At 70.8% G+C, this 23,734-nt stretch carries 20 protein-coding genes and 1 pseudogene; 10 read left to right on the top strand and 11 right to left on the bottom strand.

The features are described from left to right. Positions 1–88 precede the first annotated feature (88 nt). The 4 genes and pseudogenes from K8Z49_RS16330 to K8Z49_RS16315 all read right to left on the bottom strand — a co-directional run. A pseudogene (locus tag K8Z49_RS16330) lies at positions 89–435 on the bottom strand (transposase); the annotation flags it as partial. A gap of 268 nt (positions 436–703) precedes the next feature. Then, positions 704–1,270, bottom strand: a complete 567-nt coding sequence (locus K8Z49_RS16325) for a dihydrofolate reductase family protein (protein WP_218163758.1) — start codon at positions 1,268–1,270, stop codon at positions 704–706. Between the two features lie 78 nt (positions 1,271–1,348). Beyond that, a complete protein-coding gene (locus tag K8Z49_RS16320) occupies positions 1,349–2,188 on the bottom strand; it encodes a helix-turn-helix domain-containing protein (protein WP_075022543.1) in 840 nt (279 codons plus the stop codon). 704 nt (positions 2,189–2,892) lie between these two features. Beyond that, positions 2,893–3,255: a hypothetical protein gene (locus K8Z49_RS16315; protein WP_075022544.1), complete on the bottom strand. Its 363-nt coding sequence runs from the start codon at positions 3,253–3,255 to the stop codon at positions 2,893–2,895. A gap of 332 nt (positions 3,256–3,587) precedes the next feature. On the opposite strand from K8Z49_RS16315, the gene K8Z49_RS16310 reads away from it, so the two are divergent. Then, a complete protein-coding gene (locus K8Z49_RS16310; protein WP_412519507.1) occupies positions 3,588–6,299 on the top strand; it encodes a tetratricopeptide repeat protein in 2,712 nt (903 codons plus the stop codon). Between the two features lie 75 nt (positions 6,300–6,374). Here the strand turns inward: K8Z49_RS16310 and K8Z49_RS16305 are convergent, their stop codons facing one another. After that, on the bottom strand, positions 6,375–7,622 hold the full coding sequence (locus tag K8Z49_RS16305; RefSeq protein WP_111829897.1) for a helix-turn-helix domain-containing protein: 1,248 nt from the start codon (positions 7,620–7,622) through the stop codon (positions 6,375–6,377). Between the two features lie 209 nt (positions 7,623–7,831). On the opposite strand from K8Z49_RS16305, the gene K8Z49_RS16300 reads away from it, so the two are divergent. The 3 genes from K8Z49_RS16300 to K8Z49_RS16290 are packed head-to-tail and all read left to right on the top strand — an operon-like array spanning position 7,832 to position 11,146. Beyond that, positions 7,832–9,088, top strand: a complete 1,257-nt coding sequence (locus K8Z49_RS16300; protein ID WP_412519505.1) for an iron-containing alcohol dehydrogenase — start codon at positions 7,832–7,834, stop codon at positions 9,086–9,088. Positions 9,089–9,098: 10 nt separating this feature from the next. Beyond that, positions 9,099–10,460, top strand: coding sequence for a MadS family sensor histidine kinase (locus K8Z49_RS16295; protein ID WP_412519503.1), 1,362 nt, complete (start codon positions 9,099–9,101; stop codon positions 10,458–10,460). Beyond that, positions 10,457–11,146 carry a MadR family response regulator transcription factor gene (locus tag K8Z49_RS16290; RefSeq protein WP_412519501.1) on the top strand — a complete coding sequence of 230 codons (690 nt, stop codon included), beginning with the start codon at positions 10,457–10,459 and terminating at the stop codon, positions 11,144–11,146. Before K8Z49_RS16295 ends, K8Z49_RS16290 begins: the two co-directional genes overlap by 4 nt. On the opposite strand, the gene mftM is transcribed toward K8Z49_RS16290, so the two are convergent. From mftM to mdo, 4 genes are all read right to left on the bottom strand, one after another. Next, positions 11,139–12,110: a mycofactocin oligosaccharide methyltransferase MftM gene (gene mftM, locus K8Z49_RS16285; protein ID WP_412519499.1), complete on the bottom strand. Its 972-nt coding sequence runs from the start codon at positions 12,108–12,110 to the stop codon at positions 11,139–11,141. The genes K8Z49_RS16290 and mftM overlap by 8 nt on opposite strands. A gap of 34 nt (positions 12,111–12,144) precedes the next feature. Then, positions 12,145–13,662: a VWA domain-containing protein gene (locus K8Z49_RS16280; protein ID WP_412519497.1), complete on the bottom strand. Its 1,518-nt coding sequence runs from the start codon at positions 13,660–13,662 to the stop codon at positions 12,145–12,147. A gap of 13 nt (positions 13,663–13,675) precedes the next feature. Further along, complete coding sequence (locus tag K8Z49_RS16275; RefSeq protein WP_412519495.1) at positions 13,676–14,896, bottom strand: AAA family ATPase; 1,221 nt, start codon at positions 14,894–14,896, stop codon at positions 13,676–13,678. Between the two features lie 97 nt (positions 14,897–14,993). Beyond that, the gene (mdo, locus tag K8Z49_RS16270) at positions 14,994–16,286 is read right to left on the bottom strand and encodes an NDMA-dependent methanol dehydrogenase (RefSeq protein ID WP_412519493.1); all 1,293 of its coding nucleotides are present in this window, start codon (positions 16,284–16,286) and stop codon (positions 14,994–14,996) included. Between the two features lie 294 nt (positions 16,287–16,580). Here mdo and mftA point away from each other — a divergent pair, with 294 nt between their 5' ends. The 6 genes from mftA (at position 16,581) to K8Z49_RS16240 (ending at position 21,608) form a co-directional block, all read left to right on the top strand. Beyond that, the gene (gene mftA / locus K8Z49_RS16265) at positions 16,581–16,724 is read left to right on the top strand and encodes a mycofactocin precursor MftA (RefSeq protein ID WP_412519491.1); all 144 of its coding nucleotides are present in this window, start codon (positions 16,581–16,583) and stop codon (positions 16,722–16,724) included. A 10-nt stretch (positions 16,725–16,734) separates the two neighbouring features. Next, entirely contained in the window at positions 16,735–17,001 is a 267-nt protein-coding gene (gene mftB, locus K8Z49_RS16260) for a mycofactocin biosynthesis chaperone MftB (RefSeq protein WP_412519489.1), read from the top strand. A gap of 24 nt (positions 17,002–17,025) precedes the next feature. After that, positions 17,026–18,231, top strand: coding sequence for a mycofactocin radical SAM maturase (mftC, locus tag K8Z49_RS16255; protein WP_075022715.1), 1,206 nt, complete (start codon positions 17,026–17,028; stop codon positions 18,229–18,231). 58 nt (positions 18,232–18,289) lie between these two features. Then, the gene (mftD, locus tag K8Z49_RS16250) at positions 18,290–19,495 is read left to right on the top strand and encodes a pre-mycofactocin synthase MftD (RefSeq protein ID WP_412519486.1); all 1,206 of its coding nucleotides are present in this window, start codon (positions 18,290–18,292) and stop codon (positions 19,493–19,495) included. Between the two features lie 41 nt (positions 19,496–19,536). Further along, positions 19,537–21,006 (top strand): mycofactocin biosynthesis glycosyltransferase MftF, encoded by a 1,470-nt coding sequence (gene mftF, locus K8Z49_RS16245; RefSeq protein ID WP_111829894.1) that lies wholly within the window; start codon positions 19,537–19,539, stop codon positions 21,004–21,006. A 233-nt stretch (positions 21,007–21,239) separates the two neighbouring features. After that, the gene (locus K8Z49_RS16240) at positions 21,240–21,608 is read left to right on the top strand and encodes a histidine kinase dimerization/phospho-acceptor domain-containing protein (RefSeq protein ID WP_075022555.1); all 369 of its coding nucleotides are present in this window, start codon (positions 21,240–21,242) and stop codon (positions 21,606–21,608) included. Between the two features lie 138 nt (positions 21,609–21,746). Here K8Z49_RS16240 and K8Z49_RS16235 read toward each other — a convergent pair whose 3' ends face one another. Then, positions 21,747–22,151, bottom strand: a complete 405-nt coding sequence (locus tag K8Z49_RS16235; protein WP_075022556.1) for a DUF779 domain-containing protein — start codon at positions 22,149–22,151, stop codon at positions 21,747–21,749. After that, complete coding sequence (locus K8Z49_RS16230; protein WP_412519484.1) at positions 22,151–23,668, bottom strand: aldehyde dehydrogenase family protein; 1,518 nt, start codon at positions 23,666–23,668, stop codon at positions 22,151–22,153. The genes K8Z49_RS16235 and K8Z49_RS16230 overlap by 1 nt, the downstream gene beginning before the upstream one ends. Between the last annotated feature and the right edge of the window lie 66 nt (positions 23,669–23,734).

Below are 23,734 nucleotides of genomic sequence, written 5' to 3'. Positions count from 1 at the left end.
CCTCGCCTCCGCGCCCGGCCACAGCAGGCAGGCGCCAAGAGTCCTACCGCCCCGCGCAGCGGTTGGAGGGCGATGTAGTTCGTGAGGTTGCGGAACCGCGCAGGTGGTCGAGCCGGCCGTTGATCGCCTCGGCGGGGCCGTTGCTGATGCCGGGGTTCTTCGCTGGTAGATGCACCAGGTCGCCTCGACCTCGACATGCGCGTCGTCGGCGAACAGCGCGGTGGGCCGAGCGGTCTGCTTGTCGGTGAGCAGCCCGGCACCGGTGTGCAGGGTCCTGCGCGCGGAGTAGAGCGGGTCGTTCTTCCTGCCGCGGTGGCCGTGGATCGCCAACTGGACCCGGTGGCGGCACCGGTCCGACGCATTGCCGTCCAGGCGCACGATGTGGAAGGGATCCATGACCGCTGTCACGTCGGGGAGCTCTTCGGATGCCGAAGAGCCGGGCGGATGTCCTGGCGCCGCCGTGCGCTGCTACCGGTACACCGGTAGCAGCGCACGGTCACCGCGAGCATCGTCGGCCCCCAGCCCAGCGGCGCGTGGGTAATCGGGGCAGGTCAGGGCAGGTGAAGGTGGCGTCAGACAAGTCGAGGTCCACCAATCTGGAAGACCTCGACGTCCATGGCGGGACGGCGATGCACAAACGCAGCCGGAGGCCCGACCTGGTGTCACCGTCGCAGTGGCTTCTTCGCCTACCCCCTCAGATCGGTCAACGGCGCACCCGATAGCGCAGGTGAAGCACCCGGTTGCCTTGGATCACCACGTCTGGATCCTCCAACAGGTGCTGCCCGCCGATGGAGCCGAAGTAGCGCTTGCCGGACCCGAACACGACGGGCGCAACGTCCATGCGCACCTCGTCGACCAGCCCGGCGGCAAGCATCTGCCCTCCGACGTCGCCGGCGGCGACCTCGACAGTGCGGTCACCCGCGAGCTCCCGCGCCTTGGCCGCGGCTGCCTTGATGCCGTCGACGAAGTGAAAGGGCGCCTGGGGGTCCCAGCCCTCGGGCGCCGGCCGGTGTGTCACGATGACCGCGTGGTCGACCCCGCTGGGAGGTGTCCCGTCCCAGCCGTCGGTGATGTCGAAGACGTGGCGGCCGGCGATGGTCACTGCGATCTCGTCCCAGTACGGCCGGGTGTGGTCGTAGGACGCCTGCGACACCTTCACGACGCCACTGTCGTCCAACGGCACGTCACCGCTGACCAGCCACTCGAAGATCGGGCCGGGATCGTCGTTCTCCGCCGCGATGAAACCATCCACCGAGACCGACGCGCTCATGACAACTTTTCCCATGGGTTCCTCCTCTGTTCGGAGGTCCGAGTCTTGTGCGGAGCGAGTGCTCGTTCTTGTACGAAATCAATCGGCCGGCAGGGGCCATCCGTCCAAGGCGTGCCCGGGGTAATCGCGCAGGAACCGCCGCCGGACCTCGACGTACCGGGTCGGCGTGAGACCCGTGAACTCCCGGAACTCGCGCCCGAAGTGGGCCTGGTCGAAGTAGCCCGCGTCAGCGGCGACCTCGCTCCAGTCGATCGGGGCAGCGACGTCGATCGCCAACACGGTGGAACTGAAGCGATAGCTGCGAGCCAGCCTCTTTGGCGTGACGCCGACGATGGCTTTGAACCGCTTCGCCAGATAGGTACTGCTGACGCGGGCCGCCACGCCAAGGTCGCTGATCGGCACGGTCCCGCCGGTCGCCGCGATGGCGCTGCTCACCTGACGGACAAGGTCGAGACCGTCGATCGTGCGCAATCGTCGCACCAGTTCGTCCTCGAGCAACGCGAGTAGGTCCTGCGGTGAGTCCGCCACGGCCAGTCGGTCTCGTAGCTCACCGGTCGCGCGTTGGCTCCGGATCTGATCCAACGTCGCCGGTCGGTCGCACAACTCGGCCGCGGGCATCGGAAGAAACGGCGCCAGACCCCACGGCTTGAAGTGGACACCAACGGACTGCGTCGGCGTCGGATAGCCGAACTCCCACGCGCGGGTGGGAATGACGACCGCGCAGCCGTCGGCGTACTCCGCCGCCTCGTCGGCGGAGCCGGCGCGGATGAGGAACGGCGCCCCGAGATTGACGATCAGCAACGGCGCCGGCGCCGCCGGCAGCAGCAACCTGGAGTACGGCGGCGCGCCCTCCAGGTAGTACAGGTCGTCGATCAGCCCGTCCAGCGGCGGACGCGGCACTCTGGACACATACTGCACACCCCCATCATCGCCGACGGCCCGCCTAGCGCCGCGCGCCGAAATGGTCCGGCCGCGCCGACGCCGGCATGGAGCCGACGCCGTCCCTGACGGACACCCCGGCGGATCTCAGGCCCAACCAAACGCCACTTTGTGAAGAGCCGCTAAAAGCCAATGCACACTGAGTCTTTGTAAAGGAAACGAGGTGTCGAATGCTGGCGGCTGTGAGGAGGCCATGTCGCAGGTGATAAAGCACTGGAGCGCTATCGGCGATTTCTTGATTAAATCAGAGTAAGTCATCGAGGTAGATCGGAAAGTGAGGTACTCGAAGCACTCACGGCTGCCTTTGAGGCTGAGGGTATCGGGGTGTGGAGAGAAGTTGCCGGAGACGCCGCTCGGTTGATCTCGGAGCGAAGGTGAAGACCTCCGATGGCTCGATGATCTCGTGCATGCCGACGAGAATGCCAGGTAGGCGTGGGTGACCATGGCCAGGCTGATGTGCCGGTACCAGTCGGTGGCTTGCGGACCTCCTACACCAGCACTCGATCCAATCGAACACCGCCGCCCCAGCATCCGGGGCAGGGAGCGCTCGGCCGGGTGCGTCCGGACGGCCTTCTGGGCCCGGCCTCCCCCTGGTTGGGGCGAAGACTTGCGGTCAGGCTAGCCGCCGCAAGTGCTATCCACCGCGGTCTGGCGGTGCCGGCTACCGGTGCTGTTTCTTCCTTTCATTCGTCTTCCTGGGCGGTTTCCATGACCTGCTTGACAGTTGTGGGATCGCTCCACTTGCGGTCCTTGGCGTATGCTCGGGCGGCCTCACGTACGTCTGCGGCGTCCTTCGCGTTCTTGTGGGGTCCGCAGATCGCGGCCTTGGTGACGCGGGTCAGGGCACGTCCCTCGAACCAGATGCGCATGAGCTCGGGCAGGCGGCGGACGGCCGGCGCGCCCAGTCCCAGAACGGCGATCACGATGGCGACCAGTAATGCGATCTTGAAGGCCAGGACGGTGTCGCCGGTCGTCTCCATGATCGTGATGGCCGCGCCGGCGGGCGCGCTTGCCAGGGCCGCGATGGCGGCGGTCGGCCGCTTCATCGCCGCCCGCCCATGTCGCGGCCTGCGAGGCAGGCTAGTGAGTACGGACGCATGGCCGCTCCTTGGGTTGGGTCGGGACTCCCGCTCCCGACCGGGGCTGAGGCGGCTCACTGAACTCGTACTGCGATTTTTCCTGCGATATCGCGTCGCTCTGTGCTTCGACGTCTAGCCTGGTCAGTCCATACTGTCGCCCGAATTCCGACGACATCGCATAGGCGCGGAGGCGGGACCCGTTGACCGAGACTTCTCGTCCACGAGGGGATCGACTGCGTGCCGAGCTCGCTCGTCTTCGGGCTGCCGCGGGGGACCCCAAGCTCGCGACCCTGGCCCGTATGGCCAGCGACTCGAAGGGGGGCAAGAAGTGGCCATCGGTGATCGACGGCTGGTTCAAGGGCCCGTCGGTGCCCGGTGCCGACTCCACTGCTTCTTTTCTTCGCATGGTCGAGCAACTGCGGACGAAGGTGGGCGAGGACGCCGACTACCGGGCTCTGACCGAGGCTGAGTGGACACACCTGCTGACGCAGGCCCAGCAGGAGAGCAAGAAGCGGCAGACGGGGCGTCCTCCGGCCGACCGGAGGCCAGTCACCGAGACGCCGATGACGCTGCCGGTGAGACCGACCGCCTTCACCGGCCGCCAGGACATGCTTCAGAACCTGCTCGGCCGGCTCGATCCCGACCGGTCGCCGCATGACATGGTCGTCGTCTCCGCGGTAGCGGGCATGGGCGGTGTCGGAAAGTCGGCTCTCGCCATTCACGCCGCTCACGAGGCCCGCGATCGCCGCTGGTTTCCTGGCGGGCTCCTTCACCTCAACCTGCACGGTTACGACCCACGGCACGGACCCGCCGACGCCGAGACCGTTGTCGACCGCCTGCTGACAGATCTCGGCATCAAGACCCGAGACCTTCCGCCCGACCTGGACGGCAAGCACAGGCTTTGGCAACAGACTCTGGCCCGGCTCGCCGATCAGCACCGCCCGGTGCTGGTCTTGCTGGACAACGTCGCCTCATCCAGCCAAGTGATGCCGTTGCGTCCGCCAACTCCGCACCGGATGCTCGTCACGTCCCGGCAGAAGCTTTCGGATCTACGTGCCTACCGGATCGAGCTTCCCCCAATGGCAGAACCGGAGGCAGTGCAGCTGCTGGACGCCGCCCTGCGCGTGACCAACGACAGCGACGACCGCGTACAGCGCGACCTGCAAGCCAGTCGGGACGACGATGACGGGCAGGCACATCGGATCGCCGCACTGTGCGGATACCTGCCCCTGGCACTCTGGATCGTCGCCGGACTGCTCAGTGACGAACCCCTGCGTCCGCTGGCCGACCTGGCCGACGAACTCCAGGAAGCGCACACTCGGCTGGACGCGCTCGGCTATCCCGGCATCGACGAGGAAGGCCGCCCCCTGGCCGTGCGAGCGGCGATGGATCTGTCCTACCGGCGATTAGATCCCCAGGAGCAGCGCGCCTTTCGGCTGATGGCATTCGCTCCCGGCCATGACATCTCGACTGACAGCGCCACCGCCCTGCTGGACGGCGACCGGTTCGACGCCCGCCGCCTACTCGCCGACCTGGCCCGCGGACATCTGCTGGAGGCTCCCGCTTTCGACCGATGGAGCATGCATGACCTCATCCGTCTCTACGGCGCCGAACACAGCGCCGCACACTCCGCCGCCGACCACCGCGACCAGGCACTCGCACGCCTCATTCAGCACTACTTGCGCCTGACGCGAGAGCGCGACGCCCGCCTGACAGCACCCGTCACTTCCAGCAGCGATCCGGAACCGAGGTCCAGCGCTTTCGCCGACCTGGACATCGAGTACCTCAACCTTACGGCGACCGCGTTCAGCGCCGTCGACGACCACTACGACCAAGTCCGCGATCTCGCCCTCTACCTGGGCGCCTATCTCAAAGCCCGCCGCCAGTTCGGCATCTGGATCGACCTCAGCGAGCGGATCCTCCAAGCCACCCGCGACCGCAAAGACCGCGCTGCGGAGAGCAAGGTTTTGTGCGCCTTGGGTGTGGCGTTGGAGGGCGCACGTCGCTACCCCGAGGCGGTCGAGGCGCATCGGCGGGATCTGCGCCTGTCCCGTGAGCTGGCCGACCACGCTGGGGAGAGGACCGCGCTCAACAATCTGGGCAGCGCCCTCCGAGGCGCGAGGCGACTACATGAAGGCATAGAGGCAACCCGAGAAGCACTCAACCTCAGCCGCTCGCAGGGCGACACCGATGGCGAGGTCAGGGCGCTGATCAACGGGGCCGGCATTCAAGACGAGGCCCGCCGTTTCGACGACGCGGCCCGCAGCCTCCGCCGCGCGTTGACCATCATCCGCTCTGCGAACGGCGACCTGGAAGCCGAGATGGTCGCATTGAGCACGCTCGGCATCGTCCTGCAGCGCACCGAACAGTTCGAGGAATCCATCGACGTCCTCAACGAAGCGATCACCGCATGCCGGCGTCTCGGGGACCGCCATGGCGAGGCTGCCAACCTGTCCCACCTCGGTATCGCCCTCGGACGAACGGGCGAGACCGAGACCGCGATCACCACGTATCGGAAGGCGATCGCGATCACCCGCGACATCGACGATCCGCCCAGCGAGGCGCAGAACCTCACCAATCTCGGCATCTGCCTGGACGTCGCCGGGCGTCCCGAGGAAGCCGTCCCCGTGCTCCGGCGAGCTATCGCCCTTTACGAGGAATCAGGTGATCCGCACGAACAGGCAATGGTGCTGGACGCTCTCGGCAATGCGCTCGAAGCAGCGGGACGGCCAGAAGAATCATTGGCCACGCTGACTCGCGCCGTCGCCGCGTTCCAAGCCCTGAACGACCAGTACCAGGAAGCCACGTCTCTGACCAACCTGTCGGCGGTCCAAGCCGGACTCGATCGCTATTCGGACGCCATCGATACTTGCAAACAGGCAATCACCATCTTTCAGGTTCTGGACGACCTGGACAGCGAGGTGCAGGCCCGAAGGAACCTACGGATCATCAAGAAGCTCGCCAAACGCGAGAGAAAAGGCCTCGTCAGGCGCCGCTGGTTCGGTTCGTGAGCCCAGCAGGTGGGCGTGGATTCCACGATCGCCCGGGCATACCAGCACGCCGCCGACCCCTCGCCGCGGTTCCGGTCAGGGGTGGGCGGGCGGTTCGGGCAGGGATGTGGTGAGGCGACTCACCACGAGGGGGCGCCTGCTGTCGCCCGGGTTCAGCAGGCGCAGCGCGTGCTGGTGGATCTCAGTGTCGTAGGGGACACGTTCGCTGTAGCGGAGGGCGAACTCCGGGTCGGTGCTGGTGAGGACCGCCTCCCTGACGGCGACCTCCAGGTGGGCGCGCCATTCCATGATCCCGGGGGCCTCGGAGAACGGGAGGAGGGGGCCCCGGTAGAAGCGGAGCGCGGTCGTCGTGTCGCCGCGTTCCAAGGCGCGCAACACGTCCACGGCGTCGCACGAGACGGGCGAGGTCAGGGTGTACCGGCGGTTGGCGATGCCGCCGCCGAGCGCGTGGCGCAGGTGGGACACCTCCGCCTTGAAGGTGGAGGTGCTGATGGGGCGGTCGCCGTAGACGGCTTCGCGCAACCGGCCGGGTGTGAAGCCGTCCGGCTCCAGCGCCAGCAGGGTCAGGATCTCCAACTGGCGAGGACGGAGCGACAGGGGCGTCCCGGCACGTTCGGCACCGCCCGTGCCGAGGCAGTGCACGCGGACGCGCGGACCGCGGGCCGGGAGCCGGCCGGCGCGGAGTTCGGCCTCGATCCTGGACACCAGGCTGCGGACCATGGTCATGGCCAGGGGGTGCGAGCGATCCCACGTGGTGGAGATGTCGACGACGCCGAGGATGCGCCCGTCCGGGGCGCGGACGGGGGCGCAGTAGCAGACCCAGTCGTGCAGCGTCGCGACCAGGTGCTCGGCGGAGAACACGGTGCTGGGGCGGCCGGTGTGCAGCGCCAGGGACAGGGCGTTGGTGCCCATGGCCTGCTCGTCCCAGCAGCCTCCCGGCGCGAAGTTGACGCGCTCCGCCCGGCGGCGCATGGTCCGGCCGCCGCACGTCCACAGGATCGTGCCGGACTCGTCGGTGACGGCGGTGACGAACCCGGCGTCTTCGGCGATGCTGCGGAACTCGCCGGCGAGTTCGGTGAGGGGCCCGCGCAGCGGCGACCCGGTCCAGCGGTCGAGGGCCTCGCCGCCGGCCGAGGCGGGGGCGCTGTCGCGTTCGGGATCGACGCTCACCAGCGAACGCCGCCAGGACTCGGTGATCTCCGCACGCAGCGCTCCGGCGGAGGCATGGGACGACCCCGCACCCGTGCTGAGCCGGGGCACCCAGTGGGACCATTCCTCCACCAGGGCGCTTCGCCGTAGCCGGAGGCTGTCGTGTTCTGACATGGATTCGCCTGTAATGGGTCGGACGAGTACCCCATTATCGGCCCTCAGGCGGCGGGGCGCCCCGTCCGATCGGACAGGTGCCGGGGCGGGGGTATCCGGTCTAGCTTGGCAGCAGGTGTGACGAACGCGATATCGGCAGGAGCCAGCTCGTAGTATTCGAGACACGGTGCGTTGCAGGCACCAGGTCGCGGTCGGCCCGGGAGGGTGACATGTCGCTGATGGCAGACCTGACGATCGTTCACGGCGAGCCGGGCACGGGATGGAGGTGCGATGCGGGCCCCTGCGGGCCGCCGGATCTCGCGGGCGGCCGGCCGGCCGCGCCGCTCACCAAGTTCCACGTCCCCGAGATCGTCTTCGGCCTGGGCTCGTTGGCCGAACTCGGCCACTGCGCGCTGCGGCTGGGCGGGCGCAGGCCGTTCCTGGTCACCGACCCGGGACTGATGGAGACGGGCTGGGTGGACGAGGCGGTCGGCCACCTGCGCCGCGCGGGGCTGCGGCCCGTGCTGTGGCACGACGTCACGCCGAACCCGAAGGACCACGAGGTCGAGGCGGGGTTCCGGCGGTACGCCGAAAGCGGCGCCGATGTGATCATCGGGCTGGGCGGCGGGTCCTGCATCGACGCCGCCAAGGGCGTCGCGATCCTGTCGGGCAACGGCGGCCGGATCCTCGACTACGAGGGCGTGGACCGGGTCGTCCAGCCGATTCCGCCCTCGGTGATGGTGCCGTCCACCTCCGGGACGGGCGCCGACGTGTCGCAGTTCGCCGTCATCACCGACACCGCGGAGCACGTCAAGCTGACGATCGTCAGCCGGACCCTGGTGCCGGAGACGTCGCTGGTCGACCCCAGGCTGCTGACCACCATGCCGGACTGGCTGAACGCGGCGACCGGCCTGGACGCCCTGACCCATGCCGTCGAGGCGTTCGTGTCGAGGGCGCACAATCCGCTGTCCGACAATCACGCCCTGCACGCGGTCAGGCTCATCATAGACAACCTCACGCGCACCCACCTGAAGCCCGGGGATGTGGATGCCAGGGTCGCCATGGCGCAGGCGTCGCTGGAGGCCGGGATGGCCTTCACGAACGCGATCCTCGGCGCGACGCACGCGATGAGCCACCAGGTCGGCGGCCTGCTGGACGCACCGCACGGGGTGGTCAACGGCGTGCTCCTGCCCCACGTCATCCGGGTCAACGCCGAGGCGCGGCCGGAGCGGTTCGTGTCGCTGGCCGAGGCGGCGGGAATCGCCGCGGAGGGCATACCGCCGCACGAGGCGGCACTGCGGTTCGCCGATCGGGTCCGCGCGCTGGCCGACGAGCTGGGCGTCCCGAAGGGGCTCGCCAGCCTCGGCGTCGCCGCGAGCGACGTCCCCCGCCTGGCGCGCACCACCCTGAAGGACGCCTGCATGGCCACCAACCCGCGGGACCTGGACGTCCACGACGTCCAGGCACTGTTCAGCCAGGCGCTGTGAGGCGATGCGGATGAGCGCCCCGGACCCCGCGCACGACCTCGGTGTCCTCACGGGCCTGCGCTCGGGCAAGCACTCCTTCTATCCGGCCTACGTGCGGTCCAACGAGCGGCTGGAGCACACGGTCGCGGCCCTGGACAGCATCTCCCGCGCCCTGGTGCGCACCGCGGAGGGGCCGCGCGCCCTCGTCGAGGCGGTCGTCCGGGCCGCGGCCGAGCATCTGCAGGCGCACTGGCTGCTGCTGGTCGTGGCGGACGGCGCGTTGCGCGCCGCCCGGCCGAGGTTCCTGCTGTACGCGGACGACGTGCTGATCGACGACGAGGCGTTGCTGCCCGCCGAGCCGCGGGAGCACCTGGCGGTGCTGCGGTCCCGGCCGTGGGAGGCCATGTCCGCCGACCCGGACGGCGTCTGGGTGCGGGCCCCGATGGCACTGGACGACGAGCCGGTCGGTGCGATCGCCGCGCGTCCCGGCCCGGGCGTGGAAATGGCGGACACCGACCTGGCGATCCTGCGCGTGCTGGCCAACCAGGCGGCGGTGGCACTGCACAACTCCTATCTGTTCCACGCGGCGACGATGCTGCGGGGGCGGACGGAGGAGCTGTCGGAGGCGGCGGAGCGGCAGGCCCGGGACCTGGCCGCGCGCAACGCCGAGCTGGCCGCGACGCAGGAGCTCCTGTTCGGCGCGATGCAGCGCCAGGCCCTGGACGATGAGCGGCACCGGATCGCACGGGAACTGCACGACAGCGTCACCCAGTACGTGCTCAGCGCGGGAATGATCGTCGAGGTGTGCCGGGCGGAGCTGGCGGCTCAGGGCGGGCCGGCCGCCGCGATCGCCGGGCGGCTGGCCGAAGCCAAGGACCTGAACCGGCAGGCGGTGGAGCAGCTGCGGGCCTCGATCTACGCCCTGCACCACACGTCTGAGGAGCCGGCGGGGCCCCTGCCGGTGATGCTGGAACGGCTGTCGACGGTGCACCTTCCGACCGACCTGGACGTGCGGGTGCGGACGGAGGGCGGCGCGGTGCCGCTCCCGCCGCATGCCGAGCAGTCCATTCTGCGGCTGGTCGGGGAGGCGTTGTTCAACTCGGCCGCGCACGGCAAGGCGAACCGGGCGCTGGTCCGGCTGCGCTACCGGCCGGCTGGGGTGACGGTGAGCGTGTCCGACGACGGAAGCGGCGACCCGGCCCAGCTCCGCCGCGCGCTGGTGGTGTCGCGGGCCGGAGATCTCTCGGGTCGCCACCGAGGGTTGACGAACATGGCCGTCCGGGCGGAGGAGATGGGCGGCCGGCTGTCCATCGGACGGTCGGGGATGGGAGGCGTCATGGTACGGGTGGAGATCCCGCTGCCGGTGCGATCCGCGGGGGAAGGCCGCACATGATCGGTGAGCTGGGGACGGAGACCGGAGCCGGAGCCGGAGCCGGGGAGGGCGCGGGAACCGTGCGGATCGTGCTGGTCGACGACCACGCGATCGTCCGGCACGGGCTGCGCTCGATTCTGGAGCGCGAGGCGGACCTGGAGGTGGTGGGGGAGGCGAGCACGGCCGCGGAGGCGCTCGTGGTCGTCGAGCGGTCCCGCCCCACGATCGTCCTGCTGGACCTGAAGCTGTCCACGGGGGCCGACACCGAGGGCATGGAGCTGTGCGCGCGGCTGACCGGGAGCCATCCGGGGCTCGCGGTGCTGGTGCTCACCACCTTCCTGGACGACTCGCTGGTGGTGGAGGCGGTGCGGCACGGCGCCCGAGGCTACGTGGTGAAGGACGTGGACACCACCGAGCTGCTGCGCTCCATCCGCGCCGTGGCCCGCGACGAGTGCGCCTTCGACTCGCACTCGTCCGCGGCGATGATGCGGTCGATGCGCATGGTCTCCGAGCAGCCGAAGTTCACCGAGCGGGAGCTGACGGTGCTCCAGTTCCTCGCGCGTGGCCTGAGCAACCGGGACATCGGCATGGAGATGTACATCTCGGAGACGACCGTGAAGTTCCACCTCCGCAACATCATGCGGAAGATGGAGGCGAGCAGCCGCGCGGAGGTCGTCTACGAGGCCACCAAGATGGGCCTCATCTAGGCCGGCCGGTGTCGATGACGAGCCAGCCCCCGTGGTGGTCGTCGACGCGGAAGGGGTGCCCGCTGGCACGGCCGAGGTCGGCGAGGGCGGCGCGGTCGACGACCCGCACGTGCCCGTAGGCGGCGGTGGGCTCCTCCTCGTAGGGGACGGCCACCACGACCCGCCGCCGGGCGAGCCGCAGCGCCTCCCGCACGACGGCGCCGCCCTGCGCGGCGTCCATGTGTTCCAGGAGGTGGATGGCGGTGACGGTGTCGACACAGCCGTCCGGCAACGGGACACGCACGGCTTCGCAGGTCAGCGTGTCCAGCGGTGTTCCGCGCGCGGCGGCGACCGCGCGCAGCAGCCGCATGGTGCCGGCGGACAGGTCCGAGGCGACGACGTGGCCGCGGGCGCGTTCGGCGAGCATGAGCGGCAGGAACCCGAAGCAGGAGCCCACGTCGAGCACCGGGCCCGGCGGGACGAGGTCCAGGGCGCGGCGGTACACGGGCGCGAAGCCGGCGATCGACGAGCACGCGGTGGCCCCGGCGGGGCGCCGGTCCTGCCTGATCCGCGCCAGCGTGTTGGCGTAGAACGTGCACCAGGCGCTCAGCGGGCCGTCCACGCAGCTGCGCACCACCCCGGTGAAGAGCCGCTCGAACACGCGGAGGCCCGACACCCAGCCGGGTGCGAACAGCTCCCTCGCGAGGAGCCCGGCCAGGTCGTTGTCGAGCTGTTCGGGACGCAGCCAGTGGTCGAGTTGGATCCGGCGGGCGCGGCGGTGCAGGCGGAAGTGCTCGGTCCGGATCACGGGGGTGCGGCCCGGCGCGGTGCGCGGCTGAGCGGTGGGCGCGCGGTGCCCGCGGGTGCGGGGAGGGGCGACCCGGACGACGCGGACGAGGTGATCGGTGTAGCGGCCGGGCGGGTGGGGCGCGAGCGGGTCGAGCCGGTGCGCCGCCGCGGCGAGGAGCCGGGCGGGGTCCGTCACGACGGCGCCGTCCCGGCGACGCGGACGCGGGACGTCATCGTCCCGCCGCCCCCTCCGCGAGCCGGTGGGACGTCCGCTCCAGCGCGGAGAGGTCCGCCACCACGTGCACCCGGTCGCAGTGCTCGGCGTAGAGCGGCAGGTCGCAGGCGCCCAGCCGCCAGGAGTACCGGGGCTCGGGGGTGATCCAGATCGTCTCCCGGACCCTCCGCGTGATCTCCTCGAACGTGCCGAGCGCCGGGTCGTTGCCGTTTCCCCTGCCGTCCCCCAGGACGAGGAGGGTGGTGCGCCGCCCGAGCGCGGGGGCGTGTTCGGCCAGCATCATCTCGAAGGTCCCTCCGTAGTCGGAGTGCGCGCCGGTGTCGAGCAGGCCCCCCTCCGGCAGCCCGTCGAAGACCATCCCGAGTGCGCGTTCGAGGGGGTGCTCGGCGAACAGTTCGGTGATCTCCACTGGTTCGTCCACGAAGGCGAACGACCGGACCTGCCCGAACAGCGCCTGCAGGCCGTGCACCATGTGCAGCGTGAACCTCGCGGTCGCCCGCACCGACAGCGAGACGTCGGCGAGGACCAGCAGGCGCGGCCGGTCGTCGGCGCGGGTCACGGTGGCGGGGCGGAACGGCACCCCGTCGTAGCGCATGTTGCCGCGCATCGTGCGGGCGGGGTGGATGCGGCCGCGCGGGGCGCCGCGCCTGCGGCCGGTGGGGGCGCCGCGCAGGGACCGGCCGATGCGGCGCAGCGCCTCCTCCAGGCGCGTCCGCTCGCCCTCGTCGACGGCCTCGGCGCGGGCGCGCTCGGCGATCCGGGCCGACTCCACGGCCACCTGCTCCAGTTCGGCCAGCCGGTCCAGGTACCGCTTCAGCAGTTCCGGCAGGTGGTCGATGATGCCCGCCGGCGGCCGCGGCGACGCGCCGGGGGCCGGGTCGCCGGAGGTGTCGGGCGGTTCGGGGACGTCGTGCGGTGCGACGGCCAGTTCCATGTCGATCCGGCGCTGGGTATCGGGTGCGAGCCGCCCAGGGACTCCCGCCCCGTGCAGGCGCTCGATCTGCAACTGGACCGGCTCCATGGCGCCCGGCCCGGCGGCACCGTCCGGGGACAGGACGATCTCGTCGGTCAGCGACGTCATGTCCACCTTGTTCGCCTCTTGGTGCAGGTTGTAGCGCTGGGCGAGGTCGCGCTGGTGGAAAAGGTCCCGGATGTCGGCGGGCTTGCCGTGGCTGTGCCCCTGCCGCGGCGTCTGGGACGGCTCGTCCGACACGGCGAAGGATTCGAGTTCGCCTCCGTCGGTGAGATCGGCGTGCTCATGCCCGTGTCCGTGCTCGTCCGCGTCCCCGCTCAGTGGGCGCAGCGAGAAGAACGCCGAGAACAGCTCGTCGAACGGCGCGTCGTCGCGGCGGTCCTTGACCAGGGTGATGCGCAGGGCCTCGCGCAGCGTCTCCCTCCCGCCGAGCACGCCGGGCTGGGCGGCGGCGAGCATGGCGTCGGCCCCCTCCGAGACGGAGACGCGCATCCCGTAGAGCCGGAGCGCCCGGACGAAGCGGTGGACAGCGGCCTCCATCCCGTCTCCCCGGTCAGCCGTCGCGGCGGCGGGTGATGGCGGCGAACGCACGAGCGCCCTGGCCGGCTCCCGGGGCGGGGCGGTCGGCGGGTCCCCGGCCGGGCGCCCCGTAGTAGCCCTCGTCGTGACGGTGGGGCAGGTCCTTGGCGGCCCGGACCGCTTGGCCGTCGCTCTCGTCGTCGGGTGGTGCATGACCGTTGCCGGAGTGCCCGTGCCCATGTCCATGCCCGTGGCCATGTCCGTGGCCGGGTTCGGGAAGGGTGCGGTTCGGGTCGACGAGGCGCGGCAGGACGTCGAGGGCCTGGCGCAGGTCGCGCTCGTACTTCAGCACGACGTTGGCCGTGTCCGCGAGCACCCGCGGGTCGAGTTCCTCGACGCCGAGCACGGCGAGTGTGCGGGCCCAGTCCACGGTCTCGGAGATCCCGGGGTTCTTGCGGAGCCGCAGCTCGCGCAGCCCCCGGACGACCTGGACGAGATGCCGGGCGGCGGCCTCGGGCAGCCCGGTCCGCTTGGAGCGCAGGATCTCCAGCTCCCGCTCGGCGGCGGGGTAGTCGAGGAACAGGTGCAGGCAGCGGCGCTTGAGGGCCGCCGACAGGTCGCGCGTGTTGTTGGACGTCAGCACCACGTACGGCGGAACCCGCGCGGTGAACGTGCCGATCTCCGGCACCGACACCTGATACTCGGCCAGGCACTCCAGCAGCACCGCCTCCAACGCCTCGTCCGCCCGGTCCATCTCGTCGATCAGCAGCACCGCGGGCTCGGCGCCGCGGATCGCCTCCAGGACCGGGCGCGGCGACAGGAACCGCTCGGAGAAGAACACCTCGTCCTGCTCCTCGATCCGCCGCACCGCCGCGGCCAGGTCCGGGGCGTCAGCGGTGAGGTGGCCGATCTTGTCGCGCAGCATCTGCGTGTACAGGAGTTGCCTGCCGTAGTCCCAGTCGTACAGCGCGCGGCTCTCGTCCTGTCCCTCGTAGCACTGCAGGCGCAGCAGGCGGCGTCCGGTCACGGCCGCGAGCGCCTTGGCCAGCTCGGTCTTGCCGACTCCCGCCGGCCCCTCCAGCAGGACCGGCTTGCCCAGGCGGGTCAGCAGGAACACGGTGGTGGCGAGGCGGCGGTCGGTGATGTAACCGCGGTCGGCGAACCGGTCGGCGACCTCGTCGACCGAGCCGAACTCGTGCTGTGTCGTGTCGGGAGCCGGTGCGGTGTCGTCGGGAAGCCGGGGCGTGTCGGGCACGGTTCCTCCGTCCGGGAAGGGCAGGCGAGGTCGGGACTGCGAACTGCTGGGAAGGCCCGGGAGGGCGAGGAGGTTCCACGGCCCTCCCGGGGGAGGCTCAGGTGAGCAGATCGTCCAGGTCACCGGTCATGCAGTGCTCGACGACGGGGCGGACCGTCTCGAACGTGCACTCCTTGGCGTTGCCGGGGGTGCAGGCGTCGCCGAGGACATGGTTGGTGATCCGGTCGATGTCGGCGGCGTCGCCCCTGACCTCCTTGGCCCTTTCGTAGAACTTGGTCGGGCCCTTGCCCAGCCGGTTTTTGCTGTAGGTGTCCTGCTTGACGTCCGCGAACCTCTCGGGGATGCCGACGTCGCGCAGCAGCCGGATGCCCTCGGCGACCGCCGCCTCCGCGGCCCGCGCCTTGGTCATGCCGCGGGTGTCGACGCCCATCGCCTCGGCGATGTCGGCGAACCGCTCGTACTGCGTGGGCATGTTGAACGCCCACACACGGGGGAGGGCGATGGCGTTGTTCAGCCCGTGGTGGATGTCGTAGAACGCGCTGACCGCGTGCGAGATGGAGTGGATGATCCCGAGACCGCCGGAGTTGAACGCCTGCGCCGCGATGTACTGGGCGTACATCATCCCCTCGCGGCCGGCGAGGTCCTGGCCGTTCCAGACCGCCTGGCGCAGGTGCCCGGCCGTCAGCTTGATCGCGTGCAGCGCGTTGCCCAGCGACGGCTGGAAATTCAGCCGGGACACGTACGGTTCGGACGCGTGCGCGAGGACGTCGAACCCGCACTGCGCGGTGTAGTCCAGGGGGCAGTCGTAGTACAGCACCGGGTCGTCGATCGCCAGGGTCGCCACGCAGGCGTCATCGAACGCCACGTACTTGTGCGGGTTGTCGGGGTCGGTGGTGGTGTCGGTGATGACGTAGGCCCAGGACGTCTCCGACCCCGTCCCGGCCGTGGTGGACACCGCGATGTGCGGCGGGTTCTGCGGGTTCTCCGACTTGTTGAAGCCCTCGAACTCGTTGATGTTGCGGCCGTCGTGGGCCACCGAGACGCGGGCGCCCTTGCAGGCGTCGTGCGAGGACCCGCCGCCGATCGACACGAACGAGTCGCACTTGTTCTCCTGGTACAGCGTCACGGCGTCCATGACGTTGTAGTCCTTGGGGTTCGACTCGACCTCGTCGTACACCACGACCTCAAGCCCGTGGTACTTCATCGACTCGACGATCTTGTGCACGGTGTCGCTGCCGCGCAGCCCCGTGGTCATCACCAGCGTTCGCCGGAAACCCAGCTTCTTGGCCTCCGGGCCGATCAGCTCGTGCGCGCCCGGCCCGAGCATGGCACGGGGGAACGGGTGGAACTCCTTGATGGGGAACGGCTTGAGAAGCTCCTCGACTTGCATGATGCGACGTTCCTTTCCACGGGGTGGGCTGTGTCCGATTCACCTTCCGGGACGCGGAACGGCGCCGGTACCGGCCGGCCGGACGGGAAGCGGGCGCAGGCGGAGGGGGCCGCCCCCGCCCGGATGGACGGCTACCGGCCGGTAATCGCCGGCGGTGCCGGTGCACCTGTCCGACCGGAGGGGACGGGGACGGCCGAAAGTACGGCGAGACGGGCCGGCGCCCGCTCCTAACGTCGAGTCCCGACCGCCGAAAGCGCCGGCCGACCGGCCGGCCCGCCCACCGGAGGAGATCCGATGCGAAACATCCGCGACACCGAGCAGCCGCGCGACGCCGATGCCGACGACGGCGCCGGCACCGCCGAGGCCGTCCCCGACCTCCTCGACGAGGAGCTCCTCGTCGAGGAGGTCTCCATCGACGGCATGTGCGGCGTCTACTGAAGCGCCCGCCATGACGGTCCCCTTCGACCCGGCCCGGCCCTACCGGCTGAGCCCGTCGGTCGCACTGCGCCCCGAACCGTTCGGGGCACTCGCCTACCACTTCGGAAACCGGCGGCTGTCGTTCCTGAAGGCCCCCGAACTGGTCGAGCTGGTCCGGAACCTGGATCGGTACCCCAGTGCCGGTGACGCGCTCGCGGGTGTCCCCGGTGACCGGCGCGATGTCGTCCGGGGCGCTCTTGACTCGCTGGCCGCGGCCGGCATGATCGTCCCCCGTTGAGGGGCCACCGATGGGAGTGCGGTGATGTCCACCCTTCACGACCTTCCGCGCACCGAACGCGTCCCCGCCCTGGCGGAGCAGTTCAAGGGCGGTCTGGACGCCCCGATCTGCTTGACCTGGGAGTGGACGTACGCGTGCAACCTGTCCTGCGCGCACTGCCTGTCATCGTCCGGGAGGCGTGACCCCCGGGAACTGTCCACCGCGGAGCTCGAGGCAGTCATCGACGAGCTGGAGCGGATGCAGGTCTTCTACGTCAACGTCGGCGGCGGTGAACCCACCGTCCGCCCCGACTTCTGGCACCTGCTTGACTACGCGGTCGCCCACCGGGTCGGCGTGAAGTTCTCCACCAACGGGGTGCGGCTCGGCCCCGAGCGCGCGCGGCGCCTGGCCGCCACCGACTACGTGGACGTGCAGATCTCCCTGGACGGGGCGACCCGCGACGTGAACGACGCGGTGCGCGGCCCCGGCTCCTACGACATGGCGGTACGAGCCATGGAGAACCTCGCCGCCGCCGGGTTCGCCGACTTCAAGATCTCGGTGGTGATGACGCGACGGAACGTTCCGCAGCTCGACGACCTGCGCGCCCTCGCCGACCGGTACGGGGCGCAGCTGCGGATCACCCGGCTCCGGCCGTCCGGCCGCGGCGCGGATGTGTGGGACGAGCTGCACCCCACAGCCGAGCAGCAGCGCCGGATCCATGCCTGGCTGCTCGACCACGGCGAACGGGTGCTCACCGGGGACTCGTTCTTCCACCTCAACGCGCTCGGCACACCGGTGCCGGGGCTGAACCTGTGCGGCGCGGGACGGGTGGTCTGCCTCATCGACCCGGTCGGTGACGTGTACGCCTGCCCGTTCGCCATCCACGACGCGTTCATGGCGGGCAACGTCCGCTCGCCCGGCGGGTTCCAGCGGGTGTGGCGCGAGTCGGCGCTGTTCGCGGACCTGCGCCGACCTTCGTCGGGGGGAGCGTGCGCCGGTTGCTCGGCGTACGACGCGTGCCAGGGCGGATGCATGGCCGCGAAGTTCTTCACCGGCCTGCCGCTGGACGGCCCCGATCCCGAGTGCGTCAAGGGCCACGGCGAGGCCGCCCTGCGGTTCGTCGATCCGGCGGCCGCACCGCGCCAGGGCAACGACCATTCGCGCCGCACCGTCGCCCTCGGCATGCCCGCCGTCCGGGCCGCGCCCCGCCCCTGCGACGAGAGCCCCCTGGCCGGGATGGGGCCTTCATGACAGGCCACCACCGGCGAACGGCACCCGGCCCGCGACCAGACGAAACGGAAGGACGGTCATGAGCGGTTGGTTCGAGACCGTGGCGCACGCGCAGCGGCTGGCCGAAAAACGCCTACCGAGATCGGTGTACGGCGCGTTGCTCGCCGGTTCGGAGAAAGGCGTCTCCTACGACGACAACACCGCCGCGTTCGCCGAACTGGGGTTCGCGCCGCACGTGGCGGGCCTGTCCGGGGAGCGAGACCAGGGCACGACGGTCATGGGCGAGGAGATCTCACTGCCCGTGATCATCTCCCCGACCGGGGTGCAGGCCGTGCACCCCGATGGAGAAGTGGCGGTGGCGCGGGCGGCGGCGGCGCGGGGCACCGCGATGGGGCTCAGTTCGTTCGCGAGCAAGCCGCTGGAGGAGGTGGTGGCGGCCAACCCCCGCACGTTCTTCCAGATCTACTGGATGGGCGGCAAGGACGCGATGGAACACCGGATCGCGCGCGCCCGCGAAGCCGGGGCCAAGGGCCTGATCGTCACGCTCGACTGGTCCTTCTCCCACGGCCGGGACCGGGGAAGCCCCCGCATCCCCGAGCGGCTGACCCTCCGGGAGATGGCGCGGTTCGCGCCCGAGGCCCTCGCGCGGCCGCGCTGGCTGCTCGGCTTCCTGCGAGCCCGGGGTCTGCCCGACCTGACGACGCCCAACGTCGCCGGCCCCGGCCTGGAGGCGCCCACGTTCTTGGGTGCGTACGGGGAGTGGATGCGGAGCCCGCCGCCCACGTGGGACGACGTGCGGTGGCTGCGCGACCTGTGGGACGGGCCGTTCATGCTCAAGGGCGTGTGCCGGTTGGACGACGCCCTGCGCGCGGTCGACGCCGGGGTCACCGCCATCTCGGTGTCCAACCACGGCGGGAACAACCTCGACTCCACCCCCGCGCCGATCCGCGCGCTGCCGGCCATCGCCGGCGCGGTGGGCGACTCGGTGGAGGTGCTGCTGGACGGCGGCGTCCGGCGGGGCGGCGACGTGGTCAAGGCACTGGCGCTCGGCGCCCGCGCGGTGATGATCGGCCGCGCGTACCTGTGGGGCCTGGGCGCCGGCGGGCAGGCCGGGGTGGAGAACGTCCTGGACATCCTGCGCGGCGGTATCGACTCGGCGCTGCTCGGCCTCGGCCGCTCCTCGGTCAGCGAGCTGACCAGGGACGATGTGGTGGTTCCGCCGGGTTTCACGCGCACCCTCGGGACCGCGGTGTCCGCGCCGCGGCCCTTCGAGCCGACCCCATGACCTCCCGGCTCGCTCGTGCCTGCGGACGGGGGATTCACGGCATGAGGTCTCCGACGAGCCCGCGGCCTCCGCGGGACGCGCGCCTGCCGGACGGCTTCGCGGTCGAACTCGCTCCCAACGTGCACCGCTCGCGGGATGGGCGGCTGATGCTGGGCGGTTCGCCGCCGCGCCTGCTGCGCCTCGGGGACGGGGCGGTGCGCCTGCTGGCGAGCAGCCGGTTCAAGGTGACCGATCGGACGAGCGCCGCGCTCGCCCGGCGGCTGCTGGACGCCGACGTCGTCAACCCGCGCCCGCCCGCCGTCACGGTCCGTGACACCACGATCGTGATCCCCGTGCGTGACCGCGGCGACCGGCTCGACCGGCTGCTGGCGGCCCTGCGCGCCGATGCCGAGACCTCCCGCCTGCCGATCCTGGTGGTGGACGACGGCTCCGACGACCCGGGGGCGGTGGCCCGCGTCGCCGGACGCCACGGCACCCGGCTTCTCGTGCATCCGCGCAACATGGGTCCCGCGGCGGCCCGCAACACCGGGCTGCGTGAGGCACGGACCTCGTTCGTGGCGTGCTGCGACTCCGACATCGTCCCCGAACCCGGCTGGCTCGCCCCCCTCCTGGCGCAGTTCACCGATCCGATGGTGGCCCTTGCGGCACCTCGGGTGTGCGCGCTGCCCGTGGCGGCCCCGCGCCCGCTGGACCGGTACGAGCGGGTCCGCTCGCCCCTGGACATGGGTGGGCGGGAGGGACCGGTCGTGCCGTTGACCGCGGTGCCGTACGTACCGACCGCCACCGTCGTGCTCCGGCGCGATGCCGTCGGCGGCGGCTTCGACCCCGCGATGCGGGTCGGCGAGGACGTCGACCTGTGCCAGCGGTTGCACGAGGCGGGCTGGCGGCTGCGCTACGTTCCCGCGTCCCGCGTCCGGCACGCCCACCGCACGGACCTGCGGTCCTGGCTCGCCCAGCGGGTCGGATACGGCACCGGCGCCGCCGACCTCGCGCTGCGGCATCCCGGGCGGGTTCCTCCGCTGTACGCGTCGCCGTGGACACTGGCCGCCTGCGCGCTGCTGTTGCGCGGCAGGCCGGGCCCGGCCGCCGCCGGCCTCGTGCTGACGGGTGTGGCGGCGGTCCGGCTGGCGCGGCGGATGCCCGACGCCGACACCCCGGTCAAAGCCGGGGTGCTGCTGTCGCTGGCCGCACTGCGCGGCACCGGCGAGCAACTGCTGCGCTGCGCCGTCCGGCACCACTGGCCGATCGCCGTCGCCGTCGCCGCCGCGAATCGCCGGGCTCGCTATGTGCTGGCCGCCGCCGCCCTCGCCGAGGGCCTGGCCGACCATCGCCGCTCCGGCACCGATCTCGGGGTGGTCACCTACCTGGCCGTCCACCGCCTCGACGACCTCGCCTACGGATGGGGTGCGTGGACGGGGGCCGCGCGGAGGGGCACCGCCGCGCCCCTGCTGCCCCGCCTCGCACTGCGCCGGAAGGCTCCGGACGGAGGATCCCGCATGTCGCGCGACTGAACGCCGCCGGCGGCCAACGACTGCCCGGTCCCGCCATCGTCGCCCGGTGCGGGACCGGGCGTACCGCCAGTATCTGCCCACCTCGCCGCCGGTTGGGCTCTGCAATCCGTAGGTTGACGGATGGTCCTGGGCAGCTCCCGCTCGTAGCGTCGTCTATGTCAACGGAGCCGGCGGCGCCCCTGGCCGGGACCGGCTGAGGCAGCCTACGGCCCTACTCTGAAAGAGAACCGGTTATGACCACCTCACACCTGATCAGCAGTTGCTCGACCGCACAGCGCCCCGGCACCGCCGCTGGTGACGCGGCGGCGGTCACCGGCATCGTCCCGCTTCCGTGGGCCGATTCCACATGCCACGCCCGAACCGCCCACGAGCTGCGCACCCCCATGGCGGCACTGCGGCTTCGACTGGAAGAAGCGCTGCTGCACCCCGCCGAAGTCGACTGGCGGACCGCAGCCGCGGAGGCGCTGAAGGCCGCTGACCGGCTTGAGGCCGTCATCACCGACCTCCTCCGGCTCACCGAGATAGCCAGCCGCGATGCCGAACGTTCGGCTTTCTCGTTTCCTCCCTGCCCGTCATTGGCCGCCGACCGTGTAGGTGCTTGACAACAACATCCCTAGCACGGCGGCTCGGCGCATCGACGGCCGTTTGGTACCTCCCCGACCGCACTGGCTTGACGAGCGAGCGCCCATAGATGCGCCGAAGGGGCGTCGCTCTTCCAGGCGGCCGGGGAGGGGCTCACGTCACCCCGTCACCTCGGCCCCCGTCGGCAACGGCGGTTCCGCCTCGATGCGGCTGGTCTCCTCGTCGGCCAGCAGCCGGGAGCGCAAGAGGAAGCGCACGCCCTCTGGGGCTTCCAGGGAGAAACCGCTGCCCCGGCCAGGGACCACGTCGATGGTGAGGTAGGTGTGCGACCAGTACGCGTACTGGTCCGCGCTCATCCAGAAGGGGGTGTCGCCGGCCACATGACCGAGCAGGACGTCGGAGGCGCCGACCATGAACTCCCCGCGCGGGTAGCACATGGGGGCACTGCCGTCGCAGCAGCCGCCGGACTGGTGGAACATCACCGGTCCGTGCCGCCCGGCCAGCCGCCGCACCAGGTCCTCGGCGGCCGGCGTCAACTCGACGCGCCTGGTGCGGGCGCCCATCAGAAGAAGCCGAGCTTCTGCGTGGAGTAGCTGACCAGCAGGTTCTTGGTCTGCTGGTAGTGGTCGAGCATCATCTTGTGGGTCTCGCGCCCGATGCCGGACTTCTTGTAACCGCCGAAGGCGGCGTGCGCGGGGTAGGCGTGATAGTTGTTCACCCAGACCCGGCCCGCCTTGATCTCGCGGCCGAGGCGGTAGGCGGTGTTGCCGTCCCGCGTCCACACGCCGGCCCCGAGGCCGTACAGCGTGTCATTGGCGATCTTCAGGGCCTCGTCGACCGAGTCGAACGTGGTGACCGAGACGACCGGACCGAAGATCTCCTCCTGGAAGACGCGCATGTTGTTGGTGCCGCGGAAGATGGTCGGCTCGACGTAGTAGCCGCCCTCGAGCCCGGGAACGGCACGGGGGCCGCCGCCGGTGAGGAGCTCGGCGCCCTCCTGCCGGCCGATGTCGATGTAGGAGAGGATCTTCTCGTACTGGTCGTTGGACGCCTGCGCCCCGATCATGGTCGCCGGGTCCAGCGGGTCGCCGCTGACGATGGCCTCGGTGCGCGCCACGCAGCGGGCGATGAACTCCTCGTAGATCGAGGAGTGGACGAGCGCCCGGGACGGGCATGTGCAGACCTCGCCCTGGTTGAGCGCGAACATCACGAAGCCCTCGACCGCCTTGTCGAGGTAGTCGTCGTCGGCCGCGAGCACGTCGTCGAGGAAGATGTTGGGGCTCTTGCCGCCGAGCTCCAGAGTGACCGGGATGATGTTCTGGGACGCGTACTGCATGATGAGCCGGCCGGTGGTGGTCTCGCCGGTGAAGGCGACCTTGGCGACGCGGGGGCTGGTGGCCAGCGGCTTGCCCGCCTCGACGCCGAACCCGTTGACCACGTTCAGCACGCCGGGCGGGAACAGGTCGGCGATCAGCTCGATCACCAGCAGCAGGCTGGCCGGAGTCTGCTCGGCGGGCTTGATGACCACGCAGTTGCCGGCGGCCAGCGCCGGGGCGAGCTTCCAGGCGGCCATCAGGATCGGGAAGTTCCACGGGATGATCTGTCCGACCACCCCGAGCGGCTCGTGGAAGTGGTACGCGACGGTGTCGGCGTCGATCTCGCCGACGCCGCCCTCCTGGGCGCGCACCGCTGCCGCGAAGTAGCGGAAGTGGTCCACGGCCAGGGGCAGGTCGGCGGCGAGCGTCTCCCGGACGGCCTTGCCGTTCTCCCATGTCTCGGCGACCGCGAGCCGCTCCAGGTTCTCCTCGATCCGGTCCGCGACCTTGTTGAGGAGGCCGGCGCGTTCCGCGGCGGAGGTGCGGCCCCACCGGTCGGCCGCGGCGTGGGCGGCCTCCAGTGCCAGCTCGATGTCGGCCGAGGAGGAGCGGGCGACCTCGCAGAATTCCTTCCCGGTGACCGGCGACGGGTTGGCGAAGTACTCGCCCTCCACCGGGGCGACCCAGTCGCCGCCGATGAAGTTGTCATAGCGCGGGGCGAAGCTGACGATGCTGCCGTCTGTTCCTGGCTGTGCGTACACCATGGCGGTCCTCCTCGATGGGGTGAGAGCGACGGCAACGCCGTCGGATGCGGTTCACTCTGACCCGCC

This window comes from Actinomadura madurae (assembly GCF_047130825.1).
Lineage (GTDB): Bacteria > Actinomycetota > Actinomycetes > Streptosporangiales > Streptosporangiaceae > Spirillospora > Spirillospora madurae.
This window is presented reverse-complemented; position numbering and strand designations above follow the sequence as displayed.